Genomic DNA, 14,485 nt, shown 5'->3' with positions numbered 1-14,485 from the left:
CGCAACTCTCAGGCCACGCCGTCCCTGGACCCGGGTTCTGGGGCTGGTGAGGCGTCGCTGGTCGGCGATGCTTCGGGTTTCCATTTATGGCGTGGTTGGCTGATTCCGGTGAGCTCCCACAGGGTTTGGGGTTGGTTGTATAGCCGTTCCTCGGGCAGTTCGGCCGAGGCGGCGAGGAAGTACGGATCGGTGACGGGTTCGTAGTCGATCGTGATCCCGGCGGCCTCACCGACCTCGAGCGCCGCGATGGCAGCGGCCGGGTTGACCGCGGCAGCGGCACGATGGAACAGCCACACCGGCCCGATTGACAGTGTCCTCCCGGCCAGGGACACGGCGTAGTCCTCGGATCCGATCAGCACCGGAACTTCCCGTGCTGTCATGCTGGCTCGCAGTTCCGGGGAGTCCGTACCCGACAGGGTAATAGTGACGGCATGGGCTCGTGGGGCTGCCACGATGCCGCCTTCGATGAGGATGCGAGCGACGCGGACTTCGATGCGGTCCAGCGCCGAGATGGTATCTGGCAGGGCAAAATACTTGCCGCAGCGCTGTTGCACGATATCGAGATCGGCCGCGAACTCCTCCAGAATTAGGGCGTCGCAGTCGACCTCGTTGCCGGATTGATTCGTCACCGACAGCAGAAGGTTGTCTTCGATGACGACCTCCATCTTAAAGGCGGTGTATAACAGTCGAGCCAACCGGAGAACATCGGCAACAGTCCGCGGGCGGGCGCCGTCGAGTTTGTACGACGCGTGCGCTGTGGTTGGAATCTGGTGCGGTCCAGGGCCTACTGGGAACGTGATCCGCACCGAGAGATGATCGCCGTAGAAGGCCGCATCCAAAGAGAACCCGTGTGTCCCGAGCCCTAGATGGGTGATGCGTCCTTCGTCGGTGGCCAGGACATTTCCGTGCTCGTCGAAGAAGCGCACCTCCATCATCCGTCCGACGCCGGGCGCGGTGCTGTCGCCGGGGTCGATGATCACCGTGCTGGACCCGAACTGACGCGCGATGTGCTCGGGGCCGGTGACCTCAACGCTGTCCACGGTCTCGGCCGGCAGCTCGACGGTCTCAGCAGTGCCGAACCGGAACCTTCGCTGGAACCGTTCGAACAATTCCGCATGTTGCGGGCCGAACTGGCCGCGCAGGTTGATATGTATTGGGCTCACGATTTGCGCGCGGTGGTGCTTGGGCCGCATGATCTCCGACACGATGTCACCGTCGCGGTGGAAGTCGTAGGTCCAGTCCGGATCGACGGTGTCGGACAGTTCGCCCAGGGCGCGAACACGATCACCGAGATCGTCGGGCCGGAGAAGACTGTCGACCTCACGATTGAAGATCTCCGCGTTGCTGCGCAGTTCGGTGGAGGGGTCGCGCTGGAACCACCGGTCGATGTCAGGGAACTCGATGAGCAGGGCGTCGAGTTCTTTCCGGTCGATCACGCGGCGGCGCGGCGTCGCGGATCCCTTACCGAGTCCGTCCACGAATTTCCGCTCCGGAGGTGTCAGGTTGTTGGGCACCACCAGGACCCACTCGTCAGGCTTCTCGCCGAGCATCTTCTTATATGAGCGCGTGATCTGGCCTCGCCGTTTGATGAACCCGCCGCTGAAGCCTTCAGGGAAGTACTTCAATTGGAAGATGCTGACCCGATCACCCTGCCGCACATCCAGATCGATGCCTCCATCGCCACCACGGCCGTTCACCGCGGTGACTTCGTCAGTGTCGTAGCGGCGGTTGATCAATGCCTCCACAAGCCGATCGAACCGCTCCTGACCGATCGTGTCCCAGTCGATCACTATCGACAGTCCTTCCATAGTTGGGTGACGGGCCTGCTCGATGGAACCTAAACCCCGGAATGGGGTAGCCGGAGGGATGTCCAGGAACGATTCACAAATCCACGTACTCCCGCGGCGAACCCTGCGCAGCACGCCGCTCATCACCCGGATACAAGCCGAGCGTCGGGAAACGCTCATCGATCTCGGCCCGGCTCAACGGCGCACCCAACGGCGCCAAGCTAACCCGCGTGCCCTCCACATCAACCCACTCCCCCTCCGGATCCACCGCACGCACCCGCGCCACCTGACCGTCGATCACCACAACCACTGCCCGCATCCGTGCGCGACGGTCCGCAGGAACCCGAGCAGGACCGGCCGACAGGCGCCGATCCATCTCCCACGCCGGATCCGTGGTGCCAGCAAACTCCTCTTCGAGCTTGCGCTGCCGTGCCGCTCCGCGGTACGTCACCATCACGCATTCCGGGCCCTGGACTACGACCCGGCCCACCGCAGCCCCCGGCGACGGCACTACCGCATTCGGTGCGTCAGGCAGCTTCCACTCCGGAAACGCCCGCACCGCCCACCGGTACGGCGCCAGCACACCCTGCACGACCCCCGACACCGTCACCGCCGTGTGGTGCCCATCTCGCACCGAGACCCGGAGCTTGCGCCACTGGGTGCGTGCGTCCTTCGATGGAAGTTCGGAGATGAACATATCGTCGACCGCGACAGCCCGCCGGCCGCGTCGCCACTCCGCCTCCGGCAGCAGCACCACCTCCGGGACGCCGTAACGACGAACGATGTGCACGGCACCAGCGAACGCGGCATCCAGCCCGGCTCGCCAGTGATCCCGCAGCGCGCTGGCCTCGATCTCTTCACGTACTCCCATGTCTAATACTGTACGCAACGTACGCAACTACGGGAAACTTCGGGCTGTACCAGCAGCCCCGGCCTGCACCCTGTAGATCACCCTAAGCGGCAGACTCTGCTCCTGCGTGCCCGTGCGCCCGTTGCTGATCTCGACCGATAGCGGGATCTGAGCTGCCGCGACCGCCAGCCGTGCCCGACCGGCGCAGCTCCCGCAGGCTCACCCGGCGTAGCGCATCACCTCGAAGGTGGTGGCGCCGCCACCGCAAGCAGCGACCTGGTATCTGGTCGGGATCCGCGAGCTGGCGCTCGCGCGGTGTCCGGAGCCCGGGGTGTCGAGGGTGTTCCTCCGGCCGGCCTAGAGCAGTGGCCTATCGCACCGGGTGCCGGTTGTCCAGGCGGAGCAAAAGCGCCTCCACCTGGACAACCGGCACCCGGTGCGATCAGAGACGGACCACTAGGCCGACCGAAGGAACACCCCCGACACCCACCACGCCTCTGGTGTGGCAGGGCTCCGGACACCGAAAACCCTCGCGGCCTGGCGGCCGCGGGCGGGGCGCCGCCCCACACCCTGCTCCTCGCCGGAGGGGCAGGCGCTCCCAAAGGGATTCGGCGCGAAATGTCAAGTGAGGCAAAAGAAATAGGCGGTGATACATCACACAGCCTAGCTGCCATTCTCTGTTTGCGTACGAAACGTACGTCAAATAGAATAGAGATGTAAGCAAGAGGGAAGAAAGAAGGCTCATCGAATGTCCGTCACCACCACGCCTGTTGATTTCGGCCACGCCCTCTACATCCTCCGTGGAAGCGTCGAAGTCGAATATCGAAACGGAATGTATGTCTGCACGCGCCGGTATTCCGGAAAGGGTGGATCCATCGAATTCTCCCCGTTCGGTGGATTTCTCTACAGCAACGGAGAGCGTGTCGGCACGATCTACCTCGACGATACCGATACCGCTGAGTATCACACCCCGTACTGGTCGATGGACACCACCCGCCGGTGCGAATGCGGGAAAACCGTATATCCCCATGATCTCCGATATGAATTCCCCACCGTGCTCGAAACAATCGTCGACGCGACATATATGTTCGTGTGCTGAAAACGCACCCGCCCTGAATTTCCGAAACAAACCACGAGGGACAGCCATGCCCGTTCACCACACCCCCGCTCACGTACACGAGGCCCTGGTTCGCGAGGTCGGCCCGCTGCCCGTGCCTGCGAACCACGAGACGTTCAGCGCCTATCTCGACCGCCGCGCCACCGCGTGTCTCGAGATCGCCGAGCGCGTCGCCAACCTGGCCGAGACCGTCGGCAAGGACGGTCACACCGCCGCATTCGCTGAATTGGTCGTCGAGGCAAGGGATTTCCTGGCCGAGTACGACTTCATCGATTCGATGCGCATCCGCAAGCCCTAGCCCTGTGACCTCCCACAACAATGCAAATAGGAGAAATTCCCGCAATGATTACCACCGCTGGCCAGCTCACCACCGCCGACTACATCGGCAGCGTCCCCGCACTACTCGGGATTTTCCCCGACGAGACCGTCACTCTGATCTTTGTCCGTCGCGGACGTATCGCCATGGTTGTCGATGCTGCTCTGGACCAGGACCGGGCCGGTTTCGCCGCTCATATCGCCGCTGTCGCCGCAGAACGCCATCTCGAGGCAGTGCAGATCGTCGTAGTCGCCCGAACCAACCGCGCGAGTGAAGCACTCACCTTCGCCGACCTCATCACCGCCCAGCTCGACACCCACGCCATCACCCTGATCGGTCGCGCCTACACCCACCAGTTGCAGCGCGGCGCATCCTGGACCGACCTGGACACCTACCACGTCGGCACAATCCCCGACCCTGCCACAACCGCCGTCGCGGTCGCGGCCATCACCGAGGGTCGGGTACTACTGGCCGCCCGGCACGACCTCATCGCCCGCTACACCCTCGCGGCTACCCCCGACCCCGAGACTCGCCGCGTCGCTCGCGCCGACAGCGCCCGCCCCAGCTTCGCCGCTACCACCCTGCGCGAACTGGCCCGCATCGTCGCCACCGGCGCACACCCCAGCGCCGAACTCGCCGCCCGCCTGGAAATCATGGTCACTATCTCCCACCCCGCCCGTACCGCCATGCTCGGCGTCGCAGCCATCGACCCCCGCGCCGCCGCCGAAGTCCTCACCGAGGCCGCCAACCAAATGCGCGACATCCCCCGCGCGCACCTCCTGGCCGCCGTCGCCCTGTTGCACTACATCACCGGCTACGGCGTGGCCAGCTACGAAGCCGTCACCCATGCCCGCGAAGCCGCACGCACCGCACGCACCGAAATCCGCTCCCTGATCGAATTCGTCGCCGTCGCCCACGAACGCATAATCCCCATCGAATTCGTGCGGCCAATGCTCACCCAGGGACGCCACGCCGCCCTCAAATTCGGCATCGAAGTACCCGACTTCTCTTAGCTAGCCAACCTCGTACGTGACTCGGATCACAACGAAATCTCTAGCTCTAATAGCGTACGAAATGTACGATAATAGATAACAGAGAGAGCGGGAACCCCGCCCGACCTCAGATCTTTGACAACTCCACAGTGTGAACCGGTCTACATCAACAACGGATCGACCGAACAACGTCGACCCACCCGACCGCATCGCCGCCCGCCGCATCGCGGACAGAAATGCGGAACAGAAAGGATCGAACCGGATTATGACCGTCAACTACGAGATCGTCGTAAAACGCGCCTTCATGGCCGGACACGGCTACACGGGTCGCTGGTCATGGAGCGTCATATATCCCAACGAATACCGCCCGCAAGCGCGCTACGGCACCGCGAGCACCCCAGAAAAAGCATTCGCCGCCGGACTCGAAGCCCTCGCGGAACTGGAAGAACCAGAAAGGGACACCACATGGAAATCGGATCAGTCGTCTCGGTGCGCGGAGAATACTATCGCCTCCTACGCCGATACTCGGCAGCAAGCAGCGGCGCGAAATTCGCCGGAAAGTTCGTCTTCATCCTCCAAAAAGTCTCCGACAACACCCAATGGCGTGCGCTCGGGAAAACCCTCTCGCACAATTCGAAAGTCATCCCGCACACCGACAACAGGCACTGAGAAAGGAAAACCCGGCATGGAACAGAAGCCGCCCCCACTCTGGAAACTCGAAGAATGGGCCGTCGACAGTGTCGCCGAGGCCACCGACGGATGTGAGGTCGAGCCGGACGGCACCTGCGAGCATGGCCGTCCCTCCTGGCTTCTCGCACTGGGCCTCATCTAGACCCCGGCAACCAGTGACCTCGCCTCACCGGTCCGCGCGCGGCCCGCCCGCCCCGCGCCGATCACCACGACATCCCCTCAACACATGGCGCAGCGCCGGGCGGCGGGAACCCGCCCGGCGCTGCGCCTCCCAACCTAGGAGGTACAGCACTCGATGACAACAACCGAAGCCCCGACCCCGGCTGCGACCGATACTCCGGTCGAGGGACGCAAGCGCCACCCGGCCCCGCTGTCGGCCGAGCAGATTGCCGAACTCACCGCCGCACTCGAGGCCACCCAAACCAAACGGCTTTCGATCGAGCCCGACCCCGACGACCTGGTATTCGGCCGCAACATCCGCCAGCGCGCCGAGTTGACCCTGGACCCCGAATTCCTCGCCGACATCGCCGAGAACGGATTCGAAACCAGTCCGGTCGCGTGGATCAACCCGCAGGGGTTCTTACAGGTCAAGACCGGCCACCGTCGCACCCTCGCGGCCCGCGCGGTCGATTACCGGCCGTGCCCGGTCACCCTGGTCCCCCCTCCACGCGGCAAGGACGCCCAGGAACAGCGATTCGACGAAATCGGATCGCAGTGGGGAGAGAACAAACACCGGCTCGAGATGACCGAGGCCGACGAACTCGGCGCGATCCAGGAAATGCTCGATTTGGGTGCGACCCCGGCCGCTGTGCACAAGCGGCTGAAAACCGTCAGCACCCAGGACGCGGCGGCCGTGGCCCGCATGAGCAAGGCCCGCGCCGCCGCCGCAGCCCAAGCCGCCACCGTCGCGGGCGATCTCGACCTGGTGCAGGCAGCTACCGCCGCCGAACTCGAGCCGACCGCCAAGGAAATGCAGCGACTCATCCAAGCCGCCGCCGCAGGCTATTTCAACCGCACGGTGATCGAGATCCGGCGTGAACGCCGCGCCGCTGTCGAGCTGCGCAAGGCCCGCGCCACCTTCGCCAAGAAGGGATACACACTCCTCGAGCGGAAACCGGGCTACTACGACGAGGACAAGCCCACGGCCTTGGAAGATCTCGAGACCCCCGGAGGCCGCAAAGCCACAGTCGCCGATGTCGTCAGCCCCGGCGATTGGGCGGTATTGCTGGGCTACGAGGAACAGCCCGTCCGCATCGATACCGGCGAACAGGTCGAGGTCGACGACATCGACATAGCGACGTATCTCGACCCCGACGCCACACCGGCCGAAGGCAAGATACACGCCAACGCGGTGCACTTCACCCCGAGTATCGTCCCGCGCTATTGGTGCACCGACCGCAAGCACGCCAAATTGAAGGTCGCCAAGAAAGGCGACGGCACCAGCCGCAAGCAGGCCGACGCCGCCGCCATCAGCCGCAAGGCCAACGAGGCCGCCCGCACCGACACCGAGGCACGCCGAGAGTATGTGCGGGACAAGATATTGAAGCGCGAGGTCGACAAGGGGTTGACCCGAAAGCCGTTGCCCAAGGGCATTATCCAGTGGGTCACGCAACGGGTACTCACCGATCCCGGCAGCTTCACCAAGGAGCGTGCACGGGAAATCGCGGCCGAGTGGTTCGATCTGGGCGAGGGTACGGGCGCGATCAGCAAGCTACCCGAAATCCTGGGATACGACGAACAAGCCGCCGCCGATGCCCAGAAGGCCAGCGACCAGCGCGCGACCCTGATTCTCGCCGCGCTGGCCATGGCTGCGGCCGAGGCATGGATGCAACCCAATGAGAAGCAGCCGCACTACTGGCGCATCCTCCAGGACCGGCCGAACGTCCACTACATCGGTGACAAGACCGGTCACGCCCGCTACCTGCGGGTACTGGTCGCAGCCGGACACAAGCCCGGCCCGATCGAACGTGCGCTACTCGGACAGATCACCCTGACCGACGCACTCGCCGAAGCCGAAGCCCGCGCCAAGGCCGCCAAGGCAACCACCTAACCCACACCGCACCCCGTGGGCCGGACCCGCACAGGGTCCGGCCCACGGGCCAACCATCACCCGGCTCAGGCCAGGGGGCGCGGCAATCGAACTCCGCTGCGCTGCGTGCAGCCCCATGACGCGGGCAGCTCGAGCGCCGTCCCCGGCCCAGCCACCCGGCCCAACCATCATTCACCACATGAGGAAATCCTGTGCACGACAACACATCCGACACCGACACCGATACCGACCAGCGCACCGCCTCACTCCGGCGCATCCTCACACTGCCCGCCGCCACACCCGAACGAGTCCTTCGCTGGCTGTGTCAGACCATCGAATCCGCCGACCTGTACCGCAGCTTCGCCCGCCAGGCCGACCTACTCGCCCTCGAACAGCAGCCCGGCACACGAGCCGCCCAGTTCTGGCACCGCCGCGCCACCGAGCACCACCACCGCGCCGCCGCCGAACGCACCCGCGCCGAACTGCTGCGCGACCACATCGGCGGACTACCACCACGCAGCCACACCCACGAATTCAACCCGCACACCCAGCGCTGCGCCTGCGGAATAACCCGCACCGCCGCCCGCACCCTGGATCCGGACTACGTGACCGCCTGCTGCGGACGCCCGATCGGCCACCGCCTGGACGTCACCGCCAGCAGCCGCGACCACTGCTTCACCTGCCGCCGCGCCCGCGTCCCGATCATCCACCGCGACCAATGGCCACCGAATCAGAACCCCACCCCCAACACCTAACCACCACCCGCCGCACACAGCCGGGCACCATGCCCTCGCTGTGTGCGGCCAGCACCACCGCAACTGAACTCCGCTGCGCTCCGTGCCGTCTCCTCCAACGGACAACATGCGAACCCCACAGCCGGCCAACCCGACTCGCCCAACAACACCCACAGCCCTGTCCTCCCGGAGAGCGGAATGCTCCCACGTTCGGCGCGCGCACCGAATATCCGTGCTGCCGCACGGGGCTGGGAGTGCCGCCGCTGGCGCGCGATCCGTTAGCCCAGCAACAAACCCGGCAGGCCGCTTCGCGGCCGGCCGCGAAGCGCCCCGCGCGCTCACCTCACCCACCACAATTCCGAAAGGCTTCACCATGACCACTCTGTTCGCCATCGCGGCCGCCGCCGTCCTCGCCTATACCGGGGCCGCTCTGGCTACTCTGCATACCTTGCGCGATCTCGCGGCCCTCACCGCTGCCGACCGGCGCACCGCTGCCCTCGCCTGGCCGTGGCTGTTTCTCCGCACGATCGGCCGTCGACACCGCTATGCCCGCATCGCGACCGCCGCCGACTCCGCCGCTACCCGCATCACCATGACCGCCAGGCTCGCGGGATATCCTCTCGCCCCCGACGCCCGCGAACTCGTCGACGCCTTCCGCGCAATCGCCCACCTGCCGAAGTTCGGTGTCTTCGCCCGCGACGTTGCATCGGGCGCGAGCTTCGCGCAACCCACCGAACCCGCCCTGGCCCGCATCCGCGCCGCGCAGCACCGCGCCGCTGAGATCTACACCAAAGACGCGAAGAACCCCGACAACTGAAACGAAATCTACACAGCCGCAACATAACTCGCACGGAAGGCATCGGGCATCGGGAACATGTCCGATGCCTCCCGTCCAATCACAGGAGCACCAACCCGCATGGCTACCGAACGCACCCGCGAGACCATGAGCGACCGCATCGGCGCGCTACTCAACCGCGCCGACAACGCCACCACCCCCGAAGAGGCCGACGCTTGCCGTGACAAGGCATTCGCCCTGCTGGCCAAACACGGCATCACCGAGAGCGAAGCCCGCGGCACCCTGCGCGAAGGCAACAACGTCATCATGAAACTGACCTTCCGGCTGCAGGGGCAGTACCTCAACCAGCAACGATTCCTGCTCACTCAGGTCGCGCAGGCCCTGCACTGCACCAGCGTCATGTATGGCAACAGTCGCCGAGGAATCAAAGTCATCGTGTTCGGGGTGAAGATCCACACCGAGCGCGTCCAACTGCTGACCGCCATGCTCAACCCTCGCATGATGGCCGCCGCCGCACGCCAGAAACCCCCTGCGGGATACCGGAATAGCACCCGCGCCTACCGGGTCGACTGGATGCTCGGCTACGCCACCAGCATCAGCGCACGCCTCGCCGCCGCCGAACACACCGCCGCCGCCGATCGGGACGCCGAGATCGGCACCACCACACAGGCATTGGTGCTTGTATCCGACCTCGACCGCGCGACGAGCGCCCGCGACGCCGCGTATCCCCAGCTCGGCAAGAACAGCTACCGGCGCGATATTACCGCCACGCCCTACTATCAGGGCCGCCTCGCGGGGGAACAGGCCGACCTCGCCGAACACGGTCAACTCCGCAACCGACGCGAAATCGGCCGCTGACACCAGCAGCTATCGAATCACGCAGCACTGCAACACTATTCGGGGTACCGGGCATCTCATGCATGCCCGCTGCCTGCCCCTCTACCGACAGGAGCACCCCCATGCCCACCCAGCCCACGCGCGCCTATCAGGCCCCAGCCCTGGACAATGAACCCCAACTTCTGCGCACCCTCGAATGGGTGTGCCTGCAGCACGGCGCCACCGACCGCATCACCCGCGGCCTGCTGCGCGAGGTGGTCATCAGCATCCGCCACGCCACCGACCACCAGCGCCTCACCCGCGCCCACGACCGCGACGACCTTGCCTTCCTTACCCAATTCGCCGCCCGTGTCCTAGCCGCCCACGGCCCCGACCAGCCCGACTCCCCACCACAATTCGCCAACCCAGACGACCTCGCCCCCGAAATCCGCGACGCGATCGCCATCGTCGCCGAACTGATCTTCGAGCGAGAAGAAGACGACTACAGGCAGCACGACGAGCACGACCGCGGCGACCACCCCTACCGGCATCTGGCCCTGCTGCACGGCTGGCTCGGCAAATACAGCCTCATCCGCTAACCCCGACATCACATCGCAAGTCGCGACAACCGAAGAACCACAACAGCATTGACCGCAGGCACCTGGACGGCGAGAACCCGGCCAGGTGCCTGCGAATTCTCCTCCCACAGATCTTCGCCGCTATCGGCCACCACACCCGCCCGGCCGGGCGGCGGCATAACCGCCACCCGACCTCTACCACAAGGAAAAACATGATCATGCACAACGAACTTCGTCGCTGGCTCGACACCTTGCCCGACGACAGCGCCATCATCATCGATGGACTCGGCCGCCATCTGCTCGCCCTCGACCGCGACGGAATCCTCACCACAGCCCGCTGCGATCTCGGCCGCTACGACTACGACGACCGTTACCGCCACCTCGTCGCCATCGCCCACCGCCGCGGCCCCGGCTGGACCCCCGACCCGCACCAAGCCCGCGTTCTCGCCGAAGCGTGGTACGAGCGGGACCGGCCCGCTCTCGCGGACTTCGCCGACGGCCTGCCGCTCGACCAGATCGACACCCGCCAACTCGTCGCCGACGTCACGGCCCTAGCCGACGCGCTCGAACGCAACCAGAAGATCTGGCCCTACACCGATGACCCCGCCCCACATATCGCCGCCGCCCACGCCCTACAGCGTCACATCAGCCAGGTCACCGTTCACAACGACCAACCCACCTCCGCCGGCGGGAACGACACCGAAAACTTCAACTCACCCGCCGCGACGGAAGGCCGCGGCCGTCCCTCGACCACCGCTGCCACATCTTCGGCCGACACCGGAGCCCACTCCGCCAACAACCGCGCCGCCGCACGCTCAACATCCGAAACATCATCCACAACAACCATTGTCCACCACCTCACGGCCACCGGCGAACACGACCGCCAGTGACCACACCACGACCCGACGCCGAAGACACCACCCCCGGCGTCGAGAAGAACCCGTTGCGCGAGCCGGGCACGTTCCCGGCGCCCGGCCCGCGTAACGGGCCAAACGCCCCCGGGCCATGGCACATCCAGAACCCCACTCAGCCGGCCCGCCCGGCCGCCGGTATAGGTCTCACCCCGGATTCTCAGAGCTGCCGCGACCGCCAGCCGTGCCCGACCCACGCAGCTCCCGCAGGCTCACCCCGCGCAGCGCATCACCTCGAAGGTGGTGGCGCCGACACCGCAACCGACGGAGCTGGGAACCGGTCACCACCGATCGCGAGCTCCGCTCGCGCGGTGCGGCGGGCCACGGAAACGGTGTCGGGGCGCCCCTTCGACCGACCTAGAACAGTGGCCTATCGCGCTCGGGGCCGGTTGTCCAGGCGGAGAAAGAGCACCTCCACCCGGACAACCGACCCCCAGCGCGATCAGAGACGACCACTAGGCCGACCGAAGGAACACCCCGACACCGACAGCCACCCCTGCTGTTCGGCCCACCCCGCCGAAAACCCTCGCGGCCTGGCGGCCGCGGGCGGGGCGCCGCCCCACACCCCGCTCCTCGCCGGAGAGGCAGGCGCTCCCAAAGGGGTCTGGCACGAAAAGTCAAGTCGGGCAGTGCATTTGGTGCGTGAATCATCCCACAGCCCAAGGGTGTCAGTCTAATAGCGTACGAAACGTACAGTTGCTAGAATAGACATGTAAGCAAGGAGAGAAAGGATCGGAGATCGAATGAAATCCCGGACCCCCGCAGTTAATTCCGATGTCTTGGAATTCGCCCGCCTGGGATACCGCACGTCACTGGAATGGACCGTACGCATCACCGATTGGCCCACCTTCACCGCTGTCATGGATGTGGTCGGAGGTTACAACTGCTTCGATGGACATCGAGTCGCCCGAACATTCGAACCACCGTTCTATACGGCGATGGGCATCGAATTCGGCCGCGAAGGCTCGCCTGTGATGTATGTCGACGTGCCGTTCTACCCCAATCAGCGTATCGGCAGTGACGCCCGAACAGGGGGCCGCTACACCGACGAGCAGCGCCGGGAATACGCGGCCCTGGTCATCGACTGGGCACGGAGAATGCGCGCCGACGAAATCAGCGTGCAGCAATTCCCGTCACCGCCCGATAACAGGGATGTGGAAGGAAAGCCCGGCCCGCACCCCTACCGCATCCGCCTGTGGTGGGACTGAGCGATACCCGGAAGCCGATACTCACGCACCCAATAGGAGCCGTCACAGCCATGGACGCAATGCAGAACCTGACCGCATTCATCAAAGCCAACCCCGAGCATCTGGAGAAAGCAACCGCCGAGTTCGAAAAGCTACACCGCGCAAAACCCCGCGATGCCGGAATTCGGCGGGTCTACTTCGCCCTGGTGAGCGAGTTCAACGCTCGCTACCCGATCGAGCAATTCGCGCCCGCCGAAGTCGAACCACCCGACGCGGCATTCGAGGACGACGCGCACCCGTTCTGGACCACGGACCCGCTCACGCTCTGGGACAAGAAGTATCGCGCCCTGGCCGAGAAACTGGGCGGACGGACCGCCGCCCGCCTGCACGTCTTCGACAACAAGGGCATTCCCGAAGATTCCTGACCCGCCCCGGTAGGGGTGGCCACCTCCCGGCCACCCCTACCGAGTTTGCGTACGAAATGTACATAAATAGAAGAGAGTGACTATGTCCGAATTGATACCCGCCACCCAGGCACCCGCACCCGCCCCCGTCCCGGGCGCGGACCAACCGCCGATCGACGGGCTCACGATCACCCACACGCGCGAGCAGGGCACGCTGATCGAGGGCACCCGCAATGGGGATGGCGCCGCGCCGATTCTTAAGGCGAACGGCTGGCGCTGGTTCCGCAGCCTGGGCATGTGGGGCGTGCCGCAATCGCGCGACCGTCCATGCAAACGCTGGACCGTTAACCGCACTGCCGACGCGCTCAGCGCCGCCGGATACGTCGTGGCCCTGGACATCGACGACACCGCCCGCTCCACTGCCGAAGTCGAAGCCGACCGCGCCGAACGCCAGGCCGAGCGCGTCGCGGCCCTGGAAGCCAAAGCCGAGCGCCGCCACGCCGCCGCCGACACCGCAGAGGCGCGCATGCGGCGCGCCCACGACGCCCTACCCCCGGGAGGCGAGCCGATCAAGATCGGCCACCACTCCGAGCGCCGCCACCGCCGCGCCATCGAGAAAGCTCACGATGCTGTGGGCGCGTCGGCGGCCGCCGACCGAGCCGCCACGGAGGCCGACCACCGCGCCGAGGCTGCCAGTCACACCACCGCCCACCGAGAAAACCTCGGCGTAACCCTGCGCCGCATCGAAAACCTTGAGGCCGACAAACGCCGCGCCGAACGCGAACGCGACGGCTACCGCCGCAAACTGTTCACCAGCCCCCAGACCGGACACGACTACTACGACCAGAAGCCCCCGGCAACCGGCGAGCGTCGCACCGAACTTGAGGCCCGCATCGCCGAGCTGGCTGACCAAATCACCTACTGGCGCACCCACGTGCAAAACAAACAGGACAGCGGCGAAATCGTGTTCGATCGAACAATGGTCCGTACGGGCGATTACGTGCGCCACAGCGGATTCGGACTCTGGCCCTACCCTGTCCAACGCATCAACGCAAAATCCGTCACTGTCGGCACCGAATACAGCTGGACGAACACCGTGCCCTACAACAAAATTCTCGGCATAGTGAACGCCGAACACCAGCCGGTCACATTCACCGACGGCAAACGCAGCGACGGACGCTAACCCGCCGACATCCGCAATGTGACCCACCTCATTCAATGTCTAATAGCGTACGAAACGTACGACATATAGAATAGACATGTAAGCGAAAAGGAGCC

15 protein-coding genes are annotated in these 14,485 nt (G+C 65.3%); 13 read left to right on the top strand and 2 right to left on the bottom strand.

Annotated elements, in window-relative coordinates; all coding sequences use genetic code 11:
* Window positions 1–8: 8 nt before the first annotated feature.
* Both ABH933_RS06140 and ABH933_RS06135 read right to left on the bottom strand, forming a co-directional pair.
* Window positions 9–1,931 (bottom strand): hypothetical protein, encoded by a 1,923-nt coding sequence (locus ABH933_RS06140; RefSeq protein ID WP_429454945.1) that lies wholly within the window; start codon window positions 1,929–1,931, stop codon window positions 9–11.
* Complete coding sequence (locus ABH933_RS06135; RefSeq protein ID WP_429454944.1) at window positions 1,882–2,658, bottom strand: hypothetical protein; 777 nt, start codon at window positions 2,656–2,658, stop codon at window positions 1,882–1,884. The genes ABH933_RS06140 and ABH933_RS06135 overlap by 50 nt, the downstream gene beginning before the upstream one ends.
* Window positions 2,659–3,385: 727 nt before the next feature.
* On the opposite strand from ABH933_RS06135, the gene ABH933_RS06130 reads away from it, so the two are divergent.
* The 13 genes from ABH933_RS06130 to ABH933_RS06070 all read left to right on the top strand — a co-directional run bounded on the left by ABH933_RS06130 (window position 3,386) and on the right by ABH933_RS06070 (window position 14,390).
* Window positions 3,386–3,736: a hypothetical protein gene (locus tag ABH933_RS06130; protein ID WP_429454943.1), complete on the top strand. Its 351-nt coding sequence runs from the start codon at window positions 3,386–3,388 to the stop codon at window positions 3,734–3,736.
* A 46-nt stretch (window positions 3,737–3,782) separates the two neighbouring features.
* Window positions 3,783–4,052 carry a hypothetical protein gene (locus ABH933_RS06125; protein WP_429454942.1) on the top strand — a complete coding sequence of 90 codons (270 nt, stop codon included), beginning with the start codon at window positions 3,783–3,785 and terminating at the stop codon, window positions 4,050–4,052.
* 44 nt (window positions 4,053–4,096) lie between these two features.
* Window positions 4,097–5,083 (top strand): DUF4192 family protein, encoded by a 987-nt coding sequence (locus tag ABH933_RS06120; RefSeq protein WP_429454941.1) that lies wholly within the window; start codon window positions 4,097–4,099, stop codon window positions 5,081–5,083.
* A 244-nt stretch (window positions 5,084–5,327) separates the two neighbouring features.
* Window positions 5,328–5,894, top strand: a complete 567-nt coding sequence (locus ABH933_RS06115) for a hypothetical protein (protein ID WP_429454940.1) — start codon at window positions 5,328–5,330, stop codon at window positions 5,892–5,894.
* A 153-nt stretch (window positions 5,895–6,047) separates the two neighbouring features.
* Window positions 6,048–7,802 carry a hypothetical protein gene (locus tag ABH933_RS06110; RefSeq protein ID WP_429454939.1) on the top strand — a complete coding sequence of 585 codons (1,755 nt, stop codon included), beginning with the start codon at window positions 6,048–6,050 and terminating at the stop codon, window positions 7,800–7,802.
* Window positions 7,803–7,993: 191 nt separating this feature from the next.
* Window positions 7,994–8,536 (top strand): hypothetical protein, encoded by a 543-nt coding sequence (locus ABH933_RS06105; protein WP_429454938.1) that lies wholly within the window; start codon window positions 7,994–7,996, stop codon window positions 8,534–8,536.
* 352 nt (window positions 8,537–8,888) lie between these two features.
* Complete coding sequence (locus ABH933_RS06100) at window positions 8,889–9,332, top strand: hypothetical protein (protein ID WP_429454937.1); 444 nt, start codon at window positions 8,889–8,891, stop codon at window positions 9,330–9,332.
* 99 nt (window positions 9,333–9,431) lie between these two features.
* Window positions 9,432–10,169 carry a DUF2786 domain-containing protein gene (locus tag ABH933_RS06095; RefSeq protein WP_429454936.1) on the top strand — a complete coding sequence of 246 codons (738 nt, stop codon included), beginning with the start codon at window positions 9,432–9,434 and terminating at the stop codon, window positions 10,167–10,169.
* 101 nt (window positions 10,170–10,270) lie between these two features.
* Window positions 10,271–10,726, top strand: coding sequence for a hypothetical protein (locus ABH933_RS06090; protein WP_429454935.1), 456 nt, complete (start codon window positions 10,271–10,273; stop codon window positions 10,724–10,726).
* A gap of 191 nt (window positions 10,727–10,917) precedes the next feature.
* Entirely contained in the window at window positions 10,918–11,595 is a 678-nt protein-coding gene (locus ABH933_RS06085) for a hypothetical protein (RefSeq protein WP_429454934.1), read from the top strand.
* Between the two features lie 764 nt (window positions 11,596–12,359).
* A complete protein-coding gene (locus ABH933_RS06080; protein WP_429454933.1) occupies window positions 12,360–12,824 on the top strand; it encodes a hypothetical protein in 465 nt (154 codons plus the stop codon).
* A gap of 50 nt (window positions 12,825–12,874) precedes the next feature.
* Complete coding sequence (locus tag ABH933_RS06075) at window positions 12,875–13,228, top strand: hypothetical protein (protein ID WP_429454932.1); 354 nt, start codon at window positions 12,875–12,877, stop codon at window positions 13,226–13,228.
* Window positions 13,229–13,310: 82 nt separating this feature from the next.
* The gene (locus ABH933_RS06070) at window positions 13,311–14,390 is read left to right on the top strand and encodes a DUF3560 domain-containing protein (RefSeq protein ID WP_429454931.1); all 1,080 of its coding nucleotides are present in this window, start codon (window positions 13,311–13,313) and stop codon (window positions 14,388–14,390) included.
* Window positions 14,391–14,485 lie beyond the last annotated feature (95 nt).

It is taken from the genome of Nocardia sp. GP40, from assembly GCF_050434125.1.
Taxonomy (GTDB): domain Bacteria; phylum Actinomycetota; class Actinomycetes; order Mycobacteriales; family Mycobacteriaceae; genus Nocardia; species Nocardia albiluteola.
This window is presented reverse-complemented; position numbering and strand designations above follow the sequence as displayed.